21 protein-coding genes, 1 pseudogene and 1 riboswitch are annotated in these 20611 nt (G+C 44.3%); of the genes and pseudogenes, 5 read left to right on the top strand and 17 right to left on the bottom strand.

Annotated features, from left to right (window positions below; all coding sequences use genetic code 11):
* Positions 1–7: 7 nt before the first annotated feature.
* Positions 8–517 carry an acetolactate synthase small subunit gene (ilvN, locus tag EYS05_RS09605; protein ID WP_015526065.1) on the top strand — a complete coding sequence of 170 codons (510 nt, stop codon included), beginning with the start codon at positions 8–10 and terminating at the stop codon, positions 515–517.
* Between the two features lie 97 nt (positions 518–614).
* Here ilvN and EYS05_RS09600 read toward each other — a convergent pair whose 3' ends face one another.
* From EYS05_RS09600 to pcrA, 13 genes and pseudogenes are all read right to left on the bottom strand, one after another.
* Positions 615–1040, bottom strand: coding sequence for a carbohydrate kinase family protein (locus EYS05_RS09600; RefSeq protein WP_243119080.1), 426 nt, complete (start codon positions 1038–1040; stop codon positions 615–617).
* 75 nt (positions 1041–1115) lie between these two features.
* Entirely contained in the window at positions 1116–2480 is a 1365-nt protein-coding gene (locus EYS05_RS09595) for an MFS transporter (protein WP_015526067.1), read from the bottom strand.
* 18 nt (positions 2481–2498) lie between these two features.
* A complete protein-coding gene (locus EYS05_RS09590; protein ID WP_008369413.1) occupies positions 2499–2891 on the bottom strand; it encodes a VOC family protein in 393 nt (130 codons plus the stop codon).
* A gap of 9 nt (positions 2892–2900) precedes the next feature.
* Positions 2901–3929, bottom strand: coding sequence for a zinc-dependent alcohol dehydrogenase (locus tag EYS05_RS09585; protein ID WP_044962122.1), 1029 nt, complete (start codon positions 3927–3929; stop codon positions 2901–2903).
* A 426-nt stretch (positions 3930–4355) separates the two neighbouring features.
* Positions 4356–5528, bottom strand: a complete 1173-nt coding sequence (locus EYS05_RS09580) for an ROK family protein (RefSeq protein WP_330389409.1) — start codon at positions 5526–5528, stop codon at positions 4356–4358.
* Between the two features lie 72 nt (positions 5529–5600).
* Positions 5601–5699: pseudogene (locus EYS05_RS17690) on the bottom strand (TnpV protein); the annotation flags it as partial.
* A gap of 93 nt (positions 5700–5792) precedes the next feature.
* The gene (rlmD, locus tag EYS05_RS09570; protein ID WP_138277078.1) at positions 5793–7250 is read right to left on the bottom strand and encodes a 23S rRNA (uracil(1939)-C(5))-methyltransferase RlmD; all 1458 of its coding nucleotides are present in this window, start codon (positions 7248–7250) and stop codon (positions 5793–5795) included.
* 210 nt (positions 7251–7460) lie between these two features.
* Positions 7461–7691, bottom strand: a complete 231-nt coding sequence (locus EYS05_RS09565; RefSeq protein WP_015526073.1) for a hypothetical protein — start codon at positions 7689–7691, stop codon at positions 7461–7463.
* Between the two features lie 219 nt (positions 7692–7910).
* Entirely contained in the window at positions 7911–8264 is a 354-nt protein-coding gene (locus EYS05_RS09560; protein WP_044961569.1) for a CGGC domain-containing protein, read from the bottom strand.
* Between the two features lie 36 nt (positions 8265–8300).
* Positions 8301–9056, bottom strand: coding sequence for an ABC transporter ATP-binding protein (locus EYS05_RS09555; RefSeq protein WP_021651662.1), 756 nt, complete (start codon positions 9054–9056; stop codon positions 8301–8303).
* Entirely contained in the window at positions 9056–10141 is a 1086-nt protein-coding gene (locus tag EYS05_RS09550) for a FecCD family ABC transporter permease (protein WP_227574163.1), read from the bottom strand. The genes EYS05_RS09555 and EYS05_RS09550 overlap by 1 nt, the downstream gene beginning before the upstream one ends.
* A 14-nt stretch (positions 10142–10155) precedes the next feature.
* Positions 10156–11250 carry an ABC transporter substrate-binding protein gene (locus EYS05_RS09545; RefSeq protein WP_015526076.1) on the bottom strand — a complete coding sequence of 365 codons (1095 nt, stop codon included), beginning with the start codon at positions 11248–11250 and terminating at the stop codon, positions 10156–10158.
* Between the two features lie 106 nt (positions 11251–11356).
* Positions 11357–11647: riboswitch (cobalamin riboswitch) on the bottom strand.
* A 101-nt stretch (positions 11648–11748) separates the two neighbouring features.
* Entirely contained in the window at positions 11749–13992 is a 2244-nt protein-coding gene (gene pcrA, locus EYS05_RS09540) for a DNA helicase PcrA (RefSeq protein ID WP_044961576.1), read from the bottom strand.
* A 145-nt stretch (positions 13993–14137) separates the two neighbouring features.
* On the opposite strand from pcrA, the gene EYS05_RS09535 reads away from it, so the two are divergent.
* Positions 14138–14758, top strand: a complete 621-nt coding sequence (locus EYS05_RS09535) for a DUF1836 domain-containing protein (RefSeq protein ID WP_015526078.1) — start codon at positions 14138–14140, stop codon at positions 14756–14758.
* Positions 14759–14888: 130 nt separating this feature from the next.
* Here the strand turns inward: EYS05_RS09535 and EYS05_RS09530 are convergent, their stop codons facing one another.
* Positions 14889–15206 carry a YerC/YecD family TrpR-related protein gene (locus EYS05_RS09530; protein ID WP_015526079.1) on the bottom strand — a complete coding sequence of 106 codons (318 nt, stop codon included), beginning with the start codon at positions 15204–15206 and terminating at the stop codon, positions 14889–14891.
* 239 nt (positions 15207–15445) lie between these two features.
* On the opposite strand from EYS05_RS09530, the gene EYS05_RS09525 reads away from it, so the two are divergent.
* Genes EYS05_RS09525 through EYS05_RS09515 form a run of 3 tightly spaced genes read left to right on the top strand, consistent with a single transcriptional unit; the run spans position 15446 to position 17603 of the window.
* The gene (locus EYS05_RS09525; protein WP_110102929.1) at positions 15446–16135 is read left to right on the top strand and encodes a YesL family protein; all 690 of its coding nucleotides are present in this window, start codon (positions 15446–15448) and stop codon (positions 16133–16135) included.
* Positions 16135–17076 (top strand): TIGR01212 family radical SAM protein, encoded by a 942-nt coding sequence (locus tag EYS05_RS09520; protein WP_015526081.1) that lies wholly within the window; start codon positions 16135–16137, stop codon positions 17074–17076. The genes EYS05_RS09525 and EYS05_RS09520 overlap by 1 nt, the downstream gene beginning before the upstream one ends.
* A 14-nt stretch (positions 17077–17090) precedes the next feature.
* Positions 17091–17603, top strand: coding sequence for a DUF4364 family protein (locus tag EYS05_RS09515; RefSeq protein WP_059086750.1), 513 nt, complete (start codon positions 17091–17093; stop codon positions 17601–17603).
* Positions 17604–17631: 28 nt separating this feature from the next.
* Here the strand turns inward: EYS05_RS09515 and EYS05_RS09510 are convergent, their stop codons facing one another.
* The 3 genes from EYS05_RS09510 to EYS05_RS09500 all read right to left on the bottom strand — a co-directional run bounded on the left by EYS05_RS09510 (position 17632) and on the right by EYS05_RS09500 (position 20607).
* Positions 17632–18954, bottom strand: coding sequence for a replication-associated recombination protein A (locus tag EYS05_RS09510; RefSeq protein ID WP_138277077.1), 1323 nt, complete (start codon positions 18952–18954; stop codon positions 17632–17634).
* 157 nt (positions 18955–19111) lie between these two features.
* Positions 19112–19882: a polysaccharide deacetylase family protein gene (locus EYS05_RS09505; protein ID WP_243119078.1), complete on the bottom strand. Its 771-nt coding sequence runs from the start codon at positions 19880–19882 to the stop codon at positions 19112–19114.
* A 104-nt stretch (positions 19883–19986) separates the two neighbouring features.
* Positions 19987–20607: a cytidylate kinase-like family protein gene (locus EYS05_RS09500; protein WP_118512547.1), complete on the bottom strand. Its 621-nt coding sequence runs from the start codon at positions 20605–20607 to the stop codon at positions 19987–19989.
* Positions 20608–20611 lie beyond the last annotated feature (4 nt).

Genomic DNA, 20611 nt, shown 5'->3' with positions numbered 1-20611 from the left:
ATGAATGATGGATAAAGGAATGAAAAAAAGATGGATCTCTCTCTACGTTGAAAACCAGGTCGGTGTTCTTTCCAAGATTTCCGGTCTTTTCTCCGGAAAGTCCTATAACCTGGACAGTCTTACTGTTGGAACCACCGAGGACCCCACAGTTTCCAGAATGACCATCGCCACAGTCAGCGATGATGAGACTTTTGAGCAGATCAAAAAACAGCTGAACCGTATGATCGAGGTGATCAAGGTTATTGATTTTACAGACGTGTTCGTTCGAATGAAGGAGATCCTTTACATCAAGGTAAAGGGCTGCTCCCCGGAAGATAAAGTAGAACTTTTCCAGATTGCTGAGACTTTCAAGGCACGTGTCATCGACTATGGAAAAGACAGCCTCCTTCTGGAATTCGTCCAGACCGCAACCAAAAATGACGCGGTCATCAAGCTTATCAAAGAAGAGTTCAAGCATATCGAAGTTGTCCGCGGCGGAAGTGTTGGAATTGAATCGATCAGTATGATGGAAAGATAAAAGCGGAATAATACTCCGACAGAAAAACACGGGGCTGATGCTTTAACGATTAATAAATCGTGATTTTTACAGCCCCGAGTTTGTTCATATACATTCATTATTTCTGCATAAATTCAAGCACTGCCTCTTTCGTCGGAATCGCAGGGATTCCGCCTCTCTTTTGCACACACAATCCAGCAACTGCATTTCCCAAAACAGCACACTTTTTGATTTCTTCCCATTCCATTTTTTCAACATTCTTATTCATAGAAAGGATACTGCATAATACGCCTCCCCAGAATGAATCACCTGACCCAGTCGTGTCGACCGCATGTGTCTGAAATGCTTTGATGATTTCTTTTCTGCTTTTTGTTGCCATAAGAACGCCCTGTTCTCCCAATGTAATGGCAACCAGCTTTGGTCCCATGGCAAGGAGTTGATCTGTAGCCTGCTCATAACTTTTCGCCTCTGTCAACAGAGTACTCTCTTCATCTGATACCTTCATAACATCTACCAATTCTATGACAGATCTCATTTTTTTCACTGCATACTCTTTGCTCTTCCAAAGAGACGAGCGATAATTTGGATCATAGGAAGCAACTCTCCTAATGCCACGATATCAACTTTTTCTTCCATTTTTTAGTTCCTCTACAATCTCGTTATAACGTTTTTTATTTAACCGGTAGAAAAATAATACAACCGCAGTCACAATCCACAGTACACCCGGAATCGTCGTAAATGCATGTTTCATAATTGAAAGTACAATTGCATTTTGTGTCTGATTTGCAATATAACCATATTTTCCAAGTAATCCTGCTAAAAGTGCTGTTCCAACTGCCATTCCGATTTTATTTCCAAGTGAAATAAATGCATACTGAAAACCGTCATTTCTAAGTCCGGTTTTCCACTCCCCATATTCCACACAGTCTGGAATAATTGCATAGATTGCGGTATTAAATCCAGAGAAGAAAAACTGTGTGAGACCAGATAATGCATAAAAAATAGCTGGTGATTCTTTGGCATTGAAGAAAAACATAAACAACATGGAAATTCCTGTAAATAAAGCAAAGAGAGATGCTGTTCTTCCTTTGTTATTCAACTTGCGGAATAATGGTTGAAAACAGGCTGCCCCGATGATAGAAGGAATAATAATGCACATCGAATAAGTTGTGTAGTAGGAGGCATTCCCTTCCACATATGTAAAATAATACAGAATATCTGCGTTTCTACCATACAATGTAAATCCAAATAATATCTGTCCTGCCAATGCAAGAAGATATGGTCTGTTCTGCATAACTGCTTTCAACTGTATCTTTACAGAAATTTTTTCTTTTTCCGGAGTAATCACTGCCTCTTTCGTCTTCGCAAAGCAGAAGAAATGACAGGCTGTAAAAATACATCCATATATGACCGCCACCGTCAGATATCCTGTCTTTGCACTGTGACTGCCGAATTTGCTGAGCAGTGGAACTGTGATAATATTTAACACACCAATTGCAATCATCGCTGCAACCGAACGGGATGTATTTATTTTTGCACGTTCATCAATATCCTGTGTCATAGCACCACACAAGGTTCCATATGGAATATTCACACAGGTATACCCCAAAACCAGCAGACAATATGTAATTACCATATAAATGATCTTTCCATTCTGCGGCCAGTCGGGTCTTGCCCAGAATGTCATAACAAGAAGAATCGCTGTAATTGGTGCCGCTACTAACAGCCATGGACGGTACCGTCCCCATCTCGATTTTGTTTTATCCGTAAGTCCCCCGACGATTGGATCATTGATCGCATCCCAAAATCTTGAAAAAAGCATAAGTGCTGACACAGCCGCCATACTGATTCCGAACACGTCTGTATAAAATATCATCAGAAAATTACTGACGAACATCCAGCTAAAATTACATCCGACATCACCAAACCCATATGCAATCTTACTGATCAGCGGTACTTTTCCATTTTTGTTTTCGCTTCCCATATGTCCCTCCTATTTTTATCAGAGTTTCTGACAGAACTCTATTCTTTCCTCATTTGGTCCCTTGATCATAAAAAACTTCACACCATTTTCCCAAAATGGCAGTTCTTCGATTCCGTCTGTAATAATTGTGTATTTTTCATTGCAGATTTTCTGATACATACTTTCAATGTCTTCCACATCAAGTGCAACATGTTGGTACGCACCGTCTGACATTGCCGCCTGCCCATTTTCAAAAGTCTCTATACAGTAATTTTTTATCTGTAAAAATGCCACTTTTTCCCCTGCTTTTTCATTATAAGACTGCATAATTACTTCAAATCCAAGACTCTTATAAAACTCAACTGTTTTCTGCAAATCGTTTGTCGGAAGCCCGACATGGGCAACTCCGACAATTCCATATTTATTTTCCATACGAACTCCTTACTTTTCACTGACGTTGATAATTACTTTCATCGTTGTCTCGCGGTTATCATCAATATACTGGTATGCCTTCAGATAATCTTTAAAAGCAAATGTCTTTGAGATGAGCGGTTTCAAATGAACTTTACCCTCATTTACCAGTCTGATTCCATCTATGTAATCATCATGGCGGTACATCATCGTGCTCTTAATGTCAAGTTCGTGGTCATTTGCCACTGCAAGATCTACTTCTGCCATTCCTGCAAAAACAGCCACCAGTACGATCGTGCTTCCTTTTCTTGCATATTTAATTGCCTGTCCCATTGTGATATTGTTTCCGGCACAGTCGTAGATCACATCTGCCTTATCCGGTCCAAATGCTTCGATCATTGCCTCACCGAAGTCTTTATTTTGGGTATTCACACACACATCAATTCCACATTCTTTTGCCTTTGCCAGTCTAAGATCACTGATATCTGTGATCATCACTTTCGCTGCCCCCATTCCTTTTGCTGCCTGTGCCACGAGATTTCCAATCGGTCCTGCTCCAAGGACTGCAATATTCATGCCAGCCACATCGCCCATCTGTTTTACACCATGGACTGCCACAGCAAGAGGTTCGATCATAGCTCCTTCTTCATAGGACATATCTTCTGGAATAGGTGTTACTTTAGATGCATCCACTGCAAAATACTCAGATGCTGTTCCTGTCGTCTGAAATCCCATTACTTTTAATTCCTCACAGAGATTATACTTTCCATGACGACATGGATAGCAATGTCCACAATATACCTGAGGCTCTATCGTCACCTTCTGTCCCACATGAAACTCTGTGACATTTTTTCCAAGTTCTGTAATCTCACCGGAAACCTCATGTCCCTGTGTTACCGGATATTTTGTAAACGGATGTTTTCCATGATAAACATGAATATCTGATCCACAAACACCAATATTCATAATCTTTACCAACACCTGATTTTCCTTTACCTCCGGAACCGGAACCTCTCTGAAAATAATTTCTCCTGGATTTGTCATTACCTGCTGTAACATAACTGTTTTCTCCTTTTTTATCATAATTGTTTCTTCCTTATTTATATTGTTTTATTTTATCTTTTATAAATTATTTTATTAAAGTAATTACATTATTGCCCTGTAAACACAATTTGTCAATATGTTTTTTCATATTTTTATATATTTCATAATTTCAAAATACATTTTTTGTATATTTTTTACAATTAACACGCAAAAAAACGGAAAGAAAACCATAGTTACTGTTTTCTTTCCGTTTTTTACTATAATATCTTTTTCTAATTTTACACAACTTCTCGTTTTTCACACATATAAAGCGGACATCTGCATTCACTTTGCAACCTGTCAGTGGGAGCTTTTAACTCCAACAGAGTGAACATCCCCTTACCCAACGCTTGATGCCCTGCGCACCAGATGCGGTGGACTGCTTATCTGCGTTCAAAAAATTTACAATTCTGCCATATGTTTTGTAAAAAAGTATTTCGCGGCTCCAACAGCCGACGCTTCTTTCTTATACGAACAATTTTTTAAGTATGAAACATCATGCTCAAAGCCATTATATGCCATCACTTTTTCTCCCAGTGGTATCATATAATCTGACAATACACCTCCCACATCACCTCCGAGTATGATATCCATATCATATGCCATCCGCAGATTTGATATCAAAACAGCAAGATGATCCAGATACGCATTCCATGTCTGCAAATTTTTTTCATCACCACTTTCAATTTTTTCCATAAATGCATCCAGTGACTGCCTGTTATCTTGTGTCAGTACACTTGCAGCACAATATGCATCTGCACATCCTGATTTACCACAATAACACTTTCTTCCACCGGGAACGAGTATCATGTGACCAAACTCACCTGCTTTCTGGTTCTGCCCTCGAAACAGCTTTCCATCTATGCAGAATGCGCCTCCTAAGGTGTGGTTCAAAGACAGATATATCGCATTTGGATACTTTTGCTTTTTTTCTGCAAGCATTGCAGCATTAGCATCGTTTTCAAAATATACTGGAATTTCCAAAGCCTGCTCTAAAAAGCGCAGACTATAATTCTCTATACCTAAAGCATGGGATTTTAAAACAATCCGTTCTTTCTGATCAATAATTCCCGGAATCGCCACTCCAATCCCAAGTAGCGTATCCTTCGCTAATTCGCCTTCAAGAAAAGTTTTGACCTTTTGTGCCACTTCTGTACAATAGGATAATTCTGCCGTAAATTTTAAACGGATGCGATCTTTTTTTATAATCTCATCTCCAAGATTTACTAATACCATTTCTATATGATTCGCTGTAATCAAAATTCCCATTGCATGACAGTATGACTTATTAATCCCTATACTTTTTGCCTTTCTTCCACCGGTCGAAGCATATTCCCCAGTTTCTTCCAACACCATTTTTTCTAACAAGTCATTCACATTTGCTAACACAGTCGGCATACTCAAGTTTAACTCTTTTGCGATTCCCGCCTTGGATGTAACATGATTGTTCAGCACATAATTAATTATTCTTTTTCTTGTTATATTTTTTTTATCTTTATTTTCCGTTTTCTTACCCTCTTTTATTAAATATATTATAAAAGAATTATATGCTTTTTTATTCTTCTTGTAAAGCAATGTTTTATAATAAATCTCCGACAGAATTTATCTTATAAACAGCAAAAAGCTCCCGAAGGAGCTTTCCACGCATTAGAACACCAATTCTTTTAACACAATCTCTTCTGCCATATTACGAATATCATTTACCAATCTGACCCATTCCATCTAATCACGAGCTTTCAACTCAGCACTGGTTGCATCCAACTCATCTAAGTTGATCTCTATCGTGTCATCTGGTTTTTGCGCGAGCAACGAGGCAAGCCGAGATGCTTGCATCTCGATTTACCGACTACCGCGTTCATCGAGACAAGTACTCTTGTCTCGATGTTGGGACAAAAGAACAACCGTCTCCACATGAACGCCCTGGCAGAACTGATCCACTGCACAGGCGTGGGTCATCTCATATCCTGCCTCATAAAATGCCGGGAGATCTCTCACAAGACTTGTAACCTTGCAGGAAATGTATACGATCTGGTCTACGCCGTAAGCCAGGATCTTTGGAAGGGCTTTGGGGTGAACGCCATCTCTGGGCGGATCAAGGATGATCATATCCGGTTTCTCCGGCACATCATCCAGAACCTTCAGCACATCCCCGGCAATAAAACGACAGTTATTGATGCCGTTAAGTGCAGCGTTTTCTCTGGCGGCTTTTACCGCGTCTTCCACGATCTCCACACCGATCACCTCGCTGGCAACAGACGCTGCAAGCTGTGCAATAGTTCCTGTTCCGCTGTAAAGATCAAACACTACCTTATCTCTGGTATCTCCTACATATTCCCGCACCTTGGAATACAGGATCTCTGCAGCCAGGGAATTTGGCTGGAAAAAGGAAAAGGTGCTGATCTTAAATTTCAGTCCAAGAAGTTCTTCATAGAAATAATCCTTTCCATAAAGGATCTTCGTCTCATCGCTCTGTACCACGTCAGATAAAGAATCATTTAAAATGTGCATGATCCCCACGATCTTCCCTTCCAGCGGAAGCGCAAGAAGCTGTTCTTTCAGAGGCTCCAGATCATATTCTTCCTGGGTGGTGGTTACCACATGGACCAGGATCTCACCACTTGTGACGCCTCTTCGAAGAAGAAGATGTCGAAGATACCCCACATGCTGCAGCTTTTTATAGAAGCTGGCATTACGCTCCAGGAAAAACTCCCGCACACAGACCAGGATCTTCGTCATATCCGGATGGACCAGTTTACAATCATCCGTATTCAGGATATCGTAAGTGCTTCCCTTCTTGTGAAGTCCAAGGGACAGCGGCCCATCCTTATACTCATCCCCAAAGGAAAACTCCATCTTATTGCGGTACCCGAACTCAATGGGACTGCCGTAGATCCCATCCCAGTGATATAAACGATCTGCAGCCTCAGCTTCTTCTGTCCCATCACCGTTCTTCCCGATCTTAGCCAGGCTCTCTCTTACTGCCCCATCCAGAAGTTCTCTCACCTGGCGCTCCTTCATCTCCTTCTGTGCCTCATAGCTCATGGTCTGGTACATGCAGCCGCCGCATGCCGGAAATTCCTGACAGGCAGGTTCTCTTGTTTCCAGGGGAGATTTCTCCAGGACCTCCAGAAGACGTCCTTCCGCCCGGCCGGAACGTTTCTTATTGATCATAAACCGGACTTTCTGTCCCGGGATTCCGTTTTTTACAATTACTTTCTGGTCATCAACCCAAACAAAACCTTTGTTTGGAAATTCCACTTTTTCTATAATACCTTCGTAAATTTCACCTTTTTTCATAAATCCTCTTTCTGTTTTATAACCAGCAGACAATAATTCGAACATTCAGGATCCTCTTTACTGTCTGCTCATGAACGCCAGCGTTTCACGGTCCGTCTTCAAAAATCAAGCCCCGGTATCGCGCCGGGGCTTCAATTATCCGCTTCTCATATTCATACATAACAGACAACCATTCTGATCTGTTCAAAACAGCCTCTGCAGTGAAAGTTCTTACTCTTCCTCATCCTCGAAATAATCATCGAAGTCATCATCAAAATCTTCTTCAAAATCTTCCAGGTAATCCGGAGCGAAGAAACGATATACTGCAAATGCGATTCCTGCAACAGCTGCAACTGCGCCGATGATCGCCAGTACCCAAAGGACTGTGTTCTTATCTTTCTCTTCTTCTTTTTTCTTCAGTGTTGCAAGCAGTTCTTCAAGCTTTGTTGTATTTAAATTCATAACACTGCACCATCCTTTCTTTCTGTTCGGCTGTACTGTCTGTCAGTAAATCTGCAGCGCAGCGTTTTTTGAGGTCGCTGCACCCGAGCCTTTTTTTAATGTTCTTATTATACCACCATATGTCTGGTTTTACCAGAACTTACACAAATTTTCGCAGAAACATTCTGTAAAAAAATCGCCGTATTTCCGGCATTTCCGGAAAGATACGGCGGTTTTCTCTTATTCTTTATGGGTTCCTCGGATCACTTTGATCCCGCGTTCTTCTATCAGACCGCAGATCTGTGTTATCCGCGGACATTCCTTTTTTTCCTCATTCAGACGGCATACCCCGACATGGATGACGCTGATCTTTTCACTGACCAGCCGGTCTGCCTTTTCCAAAATCCCCTCATCTTCAGCAGGTTCTTTTGCATTGGTTTCTTTGCATCCGTTGCATGTCATCACAGCTGCCAGAATCGTATCTTCCGGATAGCCGGAAAAAAAATCTCTTCTTTCCCGAAATGCAGACAGACATCCTGCCCTGGTACACACATCATTGGAATTAAGGCATGTCAAAATCCCGATCTTTTTCATCTTTTTCCCTCTATGCATCCCGCCTCACAGCCAGAATCATAAAAACAAAATATGCATCTTTCCGCGGCTGTCGTAAACGATCTCCGCTTCTACTTTATAGATCCTGCGGATCAGCTCCGGGGTCAGGACTTCTTCCGGCGTTCCGTAACCTTCCAGAACTCCGTCCTTCAGTACATAGATCTTATCACAGTATGCTGCTGCAATATTCAGATCGTGAATAGCGGAGATCACGGTTACATTAAGTTTTTTCACCAGCTCCATCAGCATGATCTGGTGGGTAATGTCCAGATGATTGGTAGGCTCATCCAGAATCAGTGCAGAGGTCTGCTGGGCAAGTGCTCTTGCCAGGATCACCCTCTGCTGCTCTCCTCCGGAAAGAGTGGAAAAGGTACGGTCTGCAAACGCCTCCATCTGTACGGTTTTCAGCGCTTCATCCACGATCTGGTAATCTTTTGCATTGTCCCGTTCCAGAGTCTTTTTATGAGGCGCACGCCCCATAAGAACCACCTCGCGGACCGTAAAATCAAAATTATAATAATTGTGCTGTGCCACCACGGCCATTTTTTTCGCAGAACTTCGAACACTCATGGAATGAAGCTCCTCGCCGTCCAGATACACGGCTCCTGCGTCTGGTTTCAGAATACGGTAAATGCATTTCAGCAAAGTGGATTTTCCGCTTCCGTTTGGTCCGATGATTCCTACCAGTTCCTTATCCTGGGATTCCATGGAGATTCCCTTCAGGATCTGTCTGGCGTGAAAGCCAACCTGAATATTTTCTGTGGTGATCTTCATTACCGGGCACCTCCGAATCCATAGGATTTCCGCACAAGCAGATAAATAAAGCAGGGAGCACCGATAATGGATACCAGCACACCGATGGGCATCTCGGAATTTTTAAGGATCACACGACATGCCACATCGCACCAGATCAGAAACGATGCACCAAGAAGCGCACTTAAGGGGAGCAGTTTTCTGTGATCTGTTCCAAAAAGGATCCGGACCACATGAGGGATCACCAGTCCCACAAATCCGATCACACCGGCACAGTACACGGCAAATCCGATCATAACAGAAGCAACGATCAGATAAAAAGTCCGCAGTCTGTGCAGATCTGTTCCAAGGGTAATGGATACGTCATCTCCCAGAAGCATCAGATTCAGGTTCCGGTACTGCGTCCAGAAAACAGCCACGCACACCAGCGTGACCGGAAGCATTACACCCACTCTGGTCCAGCTTGCTCCGGCAAGACTTCCCATGCTCCACTTCATAACTTCTGTTGCCGCATTTTTGTCATTGGTAATATAAATGACAAAATTGGAAAAAGCAGAACAGACTGCGCTGACCGCCATTCCCGCAAGGATCAGTTTTGCGGAAGTTGCCTTTCCACCCATGTTTGCAATGGCGATCACCGCAAAAGAAGTGATCATCGCGCCAATGAAAGCTGTGATTCCCACAGAGTTTCCACCAAGAAAGCTTCCGATTCCAAGCATGATGGCCAGTGTGGCACCCAGAGATGCACCAGATGAGATACCCAGCACATACGGGTCTGCCAGCGGGTTCTGCACGATAGCCTGCATCACCACGCCGCACACGGAAAGAGCCATTCCAACTGCCAGAGCCAGAAGGACTCTAGGCAGCCGGATCAGCCACACAACATCATGAACTGCGCCTTCCGCATAGGCGGACAGACTTTTTATATGAAACAATTTATAAGCGATAACGCTGTATACATCCTTCAGTGACAGATCCGCATTTCCAAAAGTGATGGCTGCAAGTATGGAAAAAATAAGGAATCCTGCAAGTCCGATGAGAACTGCCACATACATGGATGTTCTGAGCACCTTATCTTTTTTTCTCTGTGAAGCTGTTTCTTTCACTGCATTTTCTCCGATCAGTCAAGATTTACGTCCGGATATAATCCCTTTGCAAAAGTTTCGATTCCGTCCTGGGTACGTGTTGCACTTGCATACATCTCACTGAGCATGATCGGGTAAACACGTCCGTTCTTTACTGCGTCAAGGCTCTTCAGGGACTCATCATCCTGGATCACTGCAAGCTGGCTGTTCTTAACAGTTTCCGGATCATCTCCTGCATATGGCATGTAAACCACAAAGATCACGTCAGGGTTGGCTGCGATGATATCCTCTTTTCCAACGGTGGAAGCATCCGGGTTTGCAAGAGTTGCGCCTAACTGTGTTACCATATCTCCGCCAAGGCTCTTTACGCCATAGTTTGTGATGTCATCTCCAAGAGGCTCCAATACCATTACGCTTGGTTTGTCTTTTACATCTGCAGTTGCAGTAAGAGTTTTGTCGATCACTGCTTTTGCATCATCAACGATAGCCTGTGCTTTGTCCTGTACATCGAAGATCTTTCCGATATTTAAGATATCTGTGAATTCATTTTCCAGTGTTCTGTCGCCGTCCGGACGAGTATTGGTGTTGTAGTAGGTGTTGCAGCCTTTGTCGATCCAGTCTGTTACATTTCCCAGATTCTTATCAGAGAAAAGAGAGCTCCAGGATAAGATCATGTCCGGCTCCAGCATTGTTACAGTTTCAAGGGATGGGGTAAATTCGTCAAGATAATTTGTTTTTGAGAATGCTTCTTTGAGATCTTCCGGAACTTCATTATCAAGACCTGCGGTAGCTACCAGGTGGTCTTCCAGACCAAGTGCGAGCATAGTCTCAATGCTTCCCTGATATACAGCAAGGACTTTTTCCGGTGCTTTTTCATAAGTGGTTTCGATTTCGTTTCCATCGTAATCATAGGTTGTGATGGTCAGAGGATATTCTGTCTTGGTTGCCTCTGCGGAAGAATCTTCGATGTCTGCAGACTCTGTACTGTCTTCTGCTGCCGGCTGGTTGTCTTCCTTGATGGTCTCGGAGTCTGCTCTCTCTGCGGCATAAACAGCCGGAGCTGCTGATACGGTCATTGCCGCTGCCATTACCATTGCCATGATTCTTGTGGATACATACTTGTTTTTCATTTCATTTCCTCTCTTTTCGCCTGTTTTATCTCCTGTTGCCTATGGGTAACCGAAAAGATGGGGCTTCATAAAATCTGCACGGAACACTTTGTACGGAAGCTCCCACTTACATACTGTCAAGCAGGTTTCCTGACTTACAGACTCAGAAAAAACTCCGCAAAATAAAAACTGATACACCATTCATCTTTTAGCCGATCATGAATGATGTATCAGAATTTTCTCCAGAATCTCTCTGACATCGGGATTTCGCCTTCTCACATGAGTTTCTGCAATGGCATGTGAAATCCCTTCTTCTGTATACAGTGGCCGCAACCGCTCAGGCTTTTTACCCGATTCCCTCCTCACAGTATCCGGCAGCATATGTGCCGGTGATACTGTTCACTTCACAGCAATTCAATTACGCTGATACTGATTCTAACATACCGGTTTTCCAATTACAACCTTGAGGCCGGATTTTTACAGTTTTTTGCAGAAATAGTCTGCCCGGAGAGATCCCTCTCAGATCTTTTTCAGCTTGGCAAAACCGGCGAACATTTTTTTCACGCCGACTTTGTCAAAGTCTACCGTCACTTCGTAGTCTCTGCCGCCGTCTGCGATATTTTTTACGATACCGACTCCGAATTTCACATGACGGACCGTGTCTCCCTCACCATAGTCCAGGCTGTCCGCCTTCTTCACTGTGAAATCTTTTTTCTGCAGGGTGCTCTTTGCCTGGAAATTCATTTTCATCTGGGCATAGGCGCTTTTCGGAGATACGATATCATCTACTCTGGGCTTTTTCTCCTGAATGGTATGTCCAAGATCTACCAGCTCCCGTGGAACCTCCCTTACAAAACGTGACACACGGTTATACTGAGTCTCCCCACGGATCATCCGCTGTTTTGCACAGGTTAAAGTCAGTTCCTTCATGGCACGGGTGATCCCCACATAACAGAGCCTTCGCTCCTCCTCGATATCCGACGGATCACCGGACCAGATGGAAGCATATCCCGGAAAAACACCGTCCTCCATTCCCACGATAAATACATTTGGGAACTCCAGTCCCTTGGCACTGTGAAGAGTCATCAGCAGCACATAATCCTGATCCGGATCAACAGAATCGATATCTGCCACCAGTGCGATCTCCTCCAGAAATGCAGAAAGTGTTGCCGGCTGTCCGGCCTCCTCCATGGCTTCCTGGAAGGATTCTGTCTTGGAGATCAGCTCGTCGATATTTTCGATCCTCGCCTGAGCCTCCTCCGTTTTCTCTGCCTCCAGTTCCTTCACATAACCGGTAAGTTCAATGACCTCTTCCAGGGTTTCACGGACTGTATAGGCCTCTGCCTTACTTTTCAGTCCTTGGATAAAGGATACAAAATCATTGATCTTTCCTGCTGCCCTGCCAATGGACGGTACTTCCTCCACCACGCGGAGCGCATCGTAAAAGCTCAGGTTCATCATATCCGCATAGTCCTGGACACGGCCGATGCTGGTGAGTCCGATTCCTCTTTTTGGCACATTTAAGATCCTGCGCACAGCCAGATCATCACTGGCATTGTCAATGGTCTTCAGATAGCTTAACAGATCCTTGATCTCTTTGCGGGCATAAAAGTTCACGCCGCCGACAATCTTATAAGGAACATTTGCCAGGAGAAATTTCTCCTCAAAGAGACGAGACTGGGCATTGGTCCGATAAAGTACTGCACAGTCCTTGTACTGGAATTTCCCGTTGCGGCGCCCCTGGATGATCTCTCCTGCAACATACTCCGCTTCCTCAAATCCGTTGTTGAACTGACGGAAATGTACTTTATCGCCCTCTTCGTTCTCTGTCCAGAGGCGTTTTTCCTTACGCTCTGTGTTGTTGACGATCACCTCATTGGCTGCATTGAGGATGTTCTGGGTAGAACGGTAATTCTGTTCCAGGCGCACCACCTTAGCCTCAGGAAAAACCTTCTCAAAGCCTAAGATATTCCCGATATTTGCTCCACGAAAACGATAGATGGACTGATCATCATCACCAACCACACAGAGATTCTTGTATTTCTCAGCAAGAAGACTTACAAATTTAAACTGGGCAGTATTGGTATCCTGATACTCATCCACCATAATATATTTGAAACGTTCCTGATAATAGTCCAGGATATCTGGATTATGCTGAAAAAGCTCCACAGTCTTCACGATCAGGTCATCAAAATCCAGCGCATTGTTTCCCCGGAGGATAGACTGATATTCCTTATACATACCGGCAATCTTCCGTGCATCCGGATCGCCGCCTGCATTCAGCTCCATCTCTTCCGGTGTGATCAGTTCATCCTTGGCATGGGAAATCTCAGCAAGAACAGCGCGTTCCTTGTAGATCTTGGTATTGATATCAAACTTCCGGAAGATTTCCTTCATGACTGTTTTCTGGTCGTCGGCATCATAAATGGTAAAATTACTGCCAAAGCCCAGCACCTCAATATGTCTGCGCAGGATCCTCACGCAGGCGGAATGGAAGGTGGAGACCCATACGCTCTCCGCACCCATTCCCGCAATTTTATTCACACGTTCCCGCATCTCACTGGCGGCCTTGTTGGTAAAGGTGATCGCCAGGATATTCCATGGGTTTACACCCTTTTCTTCCATTAAATAGGCGATCCTGTGGGTCAGCACTCTTGTTTTTCCGGAACCGGCTCCTGCAAGGATCAGAAGTGGTCCCTCTGTATGTACGGCAGCTTCCCGCTGCATAGGATTCAATGTGTCCAAAGCATCATGTATACTCATTTTGATCTCCATTTCTTTTTCCATATGAACAGTATCTTTATATACTATCATGACTTTACTTTCCGGTAAACCCACCTCTCTGAAAAAAAGTTTCTTTACAAGTAGTATTTAAAACTATATAATAAGGAGCAGAGGTGATAATGCGATGACAGAAAACGAAAAAGAAATGATGAACAGCATTTTTGCAAAAATTGCTGAGCTTGATTATATAAAACCCGATGAAATTCCCAATATTGCTCTTTACATGGATCAGGTCACAACCTTTATGGAAGATAATCTCGCTTCCACCAAGCGTCATCATGATGACAAGATCCTGACCAAGACCATGATCAACAATTACGCAAAGAACAAGCTCCTTCCCCCGCCGGAAAAGAAGCGCTATTCCCGGGAGCATCTGCTGATGCTGATCTTTATCTACTATTTTAAGAATATCCTCTCCATCAGTGATATCCAGACCCTTCTGGGACCGATCACCGAGAAATACTTCAAGTCCGTTACAGAAAAGGACATGACTTACATCTACCAGGAGGTTTTCAGTATGGAGCAGTCACAGATCCGTTACCTGGAAAAGGATCTTATGCGCCGTTTCAAAAGTGCCGGAGAAATTTTTGAGGACGCCGACCCGGAGGATAAGGAATTCCTTCACCAGTTTTCCTTTATCTGTCTTCTTAGCTTCGACGTATACATGAAAAAAATGATCATCGAAAACATGATCGACCACATGAATTCCTCAAAAGATACGGATTCCTCAAAAAAAGACAAATAATATCCGGAGCTCACATCCGGTCATAAACGTGCGTCGCCGGGCGCACCGAAAAAAAAGAGACAGACGCACGATCGCCTGTCTCTTTTTCGTTACAGCATTATCCGTTATCATCACGGTATGGACGTAAGCCTTATTCTGCTTCGCCGCCCTGCTCCCCGTTATCCTTCTTCATACGTGCAAATACCATCTCATAACCATCATTTCCATAGTTCAGGGAACGGTTCACACGGCTGATCGTAGCTGTGGAAGCTCCTGTTTTCTCGGAAATATCAAGGTATGTACGCTTATCAGTAAGCATCTTGGCTACCTCGAAGCGCTGAGATAAAGAAAGCAGCTCATTGATGGTGCACACATCCTCAAAAAATGTATAACACTCTTCCTTGTCCTTCAGGCACAGGATCGCTTCAAAAAGATGATCCACAGCCTCCGTCCTGATTTTTTTGCTCATTGTTACGCTCCTTTAAAATACATGAATTTCGTCTAATACAATACTGATATTTTAACACTCTAAATCGTGATAAGCAAGCCTTTTAGGAAAATTTAATAAACTATTTCTCTTTTTTGTCTTTCTATGGCGGACACATGATTTTCCCATTTCCACTGCCCCGGAAAACATTTGGGATTTGCTTTTTCTGCTGTGATTGGGTATACTTAAAATAATATCCAAAAGAAAAGGAGACTTATCAAATGAATCGTTTTTTCAACATGGACAACAAATTCTTCGTGTTCATGGGACGCGTAGCAGACCTGCTTCTTCTGAATTTTCTGTGCATCCTCTGCTGCATTCCGGTTGTCACCGCAGGCGCCTCCATAACAGCTCTCTACTATGTCACACTAAAGATGGCAAGAGACGAGGAATCCTATATTGCCCGCAGCTTTTTCCACTCCTTCAAACAGAACTTCAAACAGGCGACCATCATCAATATCATCATGCTCCTCACCGCTGCTGTTCTGTTTATCGATCTTCGGATCGCCAGAGTCGGAAGCGGAGCTATGTACAAAGGACTTTTCAGTCTGTTCATTGCATTTGCACTGATCTATGCGATGATCCTTCTGTACATTTATCCGATCCTTTCCAAATTTTTTAATTCCGTCAAGAATACCTTTGTAAATGCATTCCTGATGTCCGTCCGCCATCTTCCGCTGACACTTTTGATGCTTGTGATCTCTGCGTCCCCACTCCTACTGATGTGGCTTTTTGCTTATGTGAGCTACGCACGGTTTACATCCATCCTGATCATGCTTTTTATTCTGATGGGATTTTCTACGCTGGCGTACTGGAAATCGAAGATCTTTGTAAAGATCTTCGATAACTATATACCGAAAGATGAAAACGAAGAAAACGGCGAAGAGAAAAACGAACCGAAAGAGGCATAATGAAGCGCTGGAACGACAAGCCTTATCATTCTCTGGACTATATGCTCCGGGAGCGATACGGCGAAAAGGTCTACCGGGTTGCATTAAACGGCGGCATGTCCTGTCCCAACCGTGACGGCACCCTGGGCAAAAAAGGCTGCATCTTCTGCAGCCAGGGCGGAAGCGGAGATTTTGCAGCAAACGCCGCTCTTTCCATTACAGAGCAGATCAACACACAGATCAAAAGTCTCTCTTCCAAACGCCCGATCCATAAATATATCGCCTATTTTCAGGCATATACAAACACATATGCTCCTGTGGAACACCTGCGTAAGATCTTCACAGAAGCCATCTCCCATCCGGATATCGTGGCACTGTCCATTGGTACCAGACCGGACTGTCTGGGAGATGATGTACTGGATCTTCTTTATTCCCTGAACCAGATCAAACCGGTGTGGGTGGAGCTGGGACTCCAGACTATCCATGAAGATACCGCCAGATATATACGGCGCGGCTATCCACTGTCCTGTTTTGATACCGCAGTAAAAAATCTCCGCGCAGGCGGCATCGAAGTGATCGTCCACACCATCCTGGGGCTTCCCGGTGAAAGCCGGAAGGATATCCTGGAAACAATGGCTTATCTGAACGCCATGGATATCCAGGGGATCAAGCTGCAGCTTCTTCATGTACTGCGTGGTACAGATCTTGCCGCTGATCATGAAGCCGGTCTTTTCCGCACTTATGAACGGGACGAGTATCTGAACCTTGTCATTGACTGTCTGGAACATCTCAGACCGGATATCGTGATCCACCGGGTCACCGGCGATGGACCGAAGGATCTGCTGATCGCACCTTTATGGGCCAGCCGCAAACGAGAAGTTTTAAACCTTCTTCATCACCGGATGAAAGAAAGAGCAAGTTTTCAGGGAAAAGCTCTCGAAGCCCTTTCCCGCAGCCAGTAAAAAGGAGGATTCTTATGGCATCACCTTTTACAACCTATAAGCTTATTATTTTATATATGCTGCAGAATTCCGATGGGGATCTCACAAATTCCCAGATCACCGATTTTATCCTGGACCGGAAATACACCAATTATTTTCAGCTCCAGCAGGCAGTTTCCGAACTTGTGGAGGCAGATCTGGTGGAAATGTCTTCACAGTCCAACCGCAGTTACTATCGACTGACCTCCGAGGGAAAAAACACTCTGAAATATTTTTCCAAAGAACTTTCCTCTGACATCAAGAAAGAAGTGGAAGAATATCTCAATTCCCTCCACTGCAAGATCGAAGAACATCTCCTGACTCCTGCAGATTACTATCCCACCAAAGAGGGTAGCTACTCGGTACGTCTGCGGATCATCGAAAGCGGCGTCAGCATCGTTGATCTCAGCATCAATGTGCCAAATCTTGCTGCTGCACAGTCTGTATGTGAAAGCTGGCCTTATAAATACCAGAATGTTTATGACAAAATAATGGAGGAGCTTCTCTGAGAGGCTCCTCCGTTTTACTTATATTCATTTATTTCGCTTCTTCGTGGATCTTCTTCATATGCTCTTTCAGTTTCTTTTCATATCCCATATCACTGAGCTCGTAAAAATGTTCTCCTTCGATTTCTGATGGCATATACTGCTGTTTTACATAGTGGTTCGGATAATCATGGGCATATTTATATCCGATACCATGACCCAGACTTTCGTGGCCACCATAATGGGCATCCTGCAGATGCACCGGAACGGTTGTCTTCTTCGCCTTCACGCAGCGCATGGCTTCCTGTATGGCATTTACTGCAGAATTGCTCTTGGGTGCACAGGCCATATAGGTAACTGCCTGGGAAAGAATGATCTGGGACTCCGGCATTCCCACACGTTCCACTGCCTGTGCTGCTGCCGTTGCCACGCAGAGGGCCTGGGGATCTGCGTTTCCGATATCTTCGGAAGCAAGGATCATGATCCTTCTTGCGATAAATTTCACATCTTCTCCTGCATAGAGCATTTTTGCCAGATAATAGACTGCCGCATCCGGGTCGGAGCCTCGCATGCTCTTGATAAAGGCAGAAATGATATCATAATGATTGTCCCCGTTCTTATCGTAGCGCACCACACGCTTCTGGATACACTCAGAAGCCACCTCAAGGGTCAGATGGATCTTACCGTCTGTATCCCGAGGCGTGGTGAGGATTCCCAGTTCTATGGCGTTTAAAGCGCTTCTGGCGTCTCCTCCTGCCATATCTGCCAGAAATTCCAGAGCATCCTCGTCGATCACCGCCCCATAGCTTCCCATTCCACGTTCCGGATCGTTAACCGCACGCAGGATCAGTTCCTTTATTTCCGGTATCTCCAGGGACTTCAGTTCAAAGATGATCGATCTTGAAAGAAGCGCTCCGTTTACCTCAAAATATGGATTCTCTGTTGTGGCCCCGATAAGAATGATGGTTCCGTCCTCAACAAAAGGAAGAAGATAATCCTGCTGTCCCTTGTTGAAACGGTGGATCTCATCAATGAACAGAATGGTCTTTTTTCCATACATGCCGAGATCGTCCTGTGCCTGCTTTACAACTGCTTCCATATCTTTCTTCCCTGCTACGGTTGCATTGATCTGGGTAAAGCTGGCGCTTGTGGTATTGGCGATGACTTTTGCCAGGGTGGTCTTTCCGGTTCCCGGAGGGCCATAAAAGATAACAGATGTCAGCTTATCCGCCTTTATAGCACGATACAGCAATTTATCTTTTCCTACAATGTGCTGCTGCCCCACCACCTCATCCAGCGTTCGCGGACGCAGCCTGGATGCAAGGGGCGATTCCTGATCCAGCGTTTTTGACTTTGCGTATTCAAATAAATCCATTGTTTTCACTCCTGTATTTTCTGTAAAAAGCGGATATTCACGATCCGTATTCTTTTCATAGATCTGTATCCGGCATACGGACAGATTCCTTATTTTTATAATTTTACCTGTTTGCACATAAAAAAGCAATCGTTTCTGCCTTTTCGGCAGATCACAGTTACATTACAAGCAGTTGGTCTGCAGTTACCAGGTCATATCCTTCTTCCGTAAGCATATCCGCGATCTCCAGGGCTGCTTCCACAGAGGTAGAAAAGCTGTCATGCATCAGGATAATGGAGCCATCCTTCACTTGTCTTTTTACGATATTTTCCACAGAACGGACATTTTTTGATTTCCAGTCCAGGGTATCCACATCCCAGAATACCGGCAGCATGGTCACGCAGAGCTCCAGATCCTTCGGCCAGGCACCGTAGGGCGGGCGAAGATACATGGGATACTCTCCGGTGATCTCGTAGATCTCATTATTCGTCTTTATGATCTGCTGGCAGGCCTGATCACCTGGAAGCTTATCAAGCTGCACGTGATCATACGTGTGATTACCGATGAGATGGCCGTCTCTCTGCATCTGCGTTACGATCTCCTCATTTCCCCGGATATTTTTTCCCATAAGAAAAAATGTGGCATGGATTCCACGCTTCCGCAGGCCATCCAGAAGCAGAGGTGTATATGTTGCATGCGGTCCGTCATCAAAGGTGAGTGCGGCCCTGGGACGGTCCTCCGTTTCACTCCTGTCAGATATCGTCTTGGCCACGGGTTCTGCTGCTTTTTGTCCGTACTGTGCTTCCACCAGCCGGAGCATTCCCTCACCGGCGATCATTCTGGCCATCTGCATCCGAAACGTACGGTCTGAAATTTTCCCATATCCACTGAGTACGACCAGCAGTACTGCCACTGTCACTGCCCGGAAATATTTTTTTCCCTTATCCATATCTCCCGCCGGATCAAACATACTTTTCCACAATATATGAAAAAATCCCCAGGAAAAGACTTCTTATCGTTCTTTCCCCGGGGAATATTCTCTGCAATTTCTTTTTATTTCTTCAGGATCTCAAGTGCACTCTCGATCTCCTCCACGCATTTCTCATAGCCAAGGGTACCGTTATCCAGGCACAGATTGTATTTCGTCATGTCTGTCCAGTCAACACCCATGAATCGTTTGCAGAAATCTTCTTTGCGTTTGTCATCTTTATGCATGAATTTCTCAATGTCCTTTGTGGTTCCGCTGAGCTTCTTGCTTGCCTCGCGGATACGGAAATCCCAGTCTCCGTAAACAAACACACGGAGAACATTGGAATAGTCTTTCAGGATCATATTTGCACAACGTCCGATGATCACACAGGACTCTGTTTCTGCCAGCTGCCGGATCACCTTTGCCTGATAATTAAACAGGTTCTCATCTGATGTGAAATCCTTGCTCTGAGGTGGGATCAGCTCACCCTTGTAGATTCCGGACTTTGCAAAAAATCTCTGCTTTGTGCTGACATTTTCATCTGCCCTTCCAAAAAGCTGCTCATGAATGCCGCTCTCCTCAGATGCCATGCGGATGATATCCTTATCATAGTAAGAAATCCCTAATTTCTTTGCAAGCTCCTCTCCGATGGTACGTCCGCCGCTTCCATACTGTCTTGCAATGGTAATTACGAAATTATCCATGTCT

The sequence above is a fragment of the Blautia sp. SC05B48 genome (assembly GCF_005848555.1).
Taxonomy (GTDB): Bacteria; Bacillota; Clostridia; order Lachnospirales; family Lachnospiraceae; genus Blautia_A.
The sequence above is the reverse complement of the archived record's forward strand: the minus strand, read 5'-3'. Positions and strand labels throughout refer to the sequence as shown.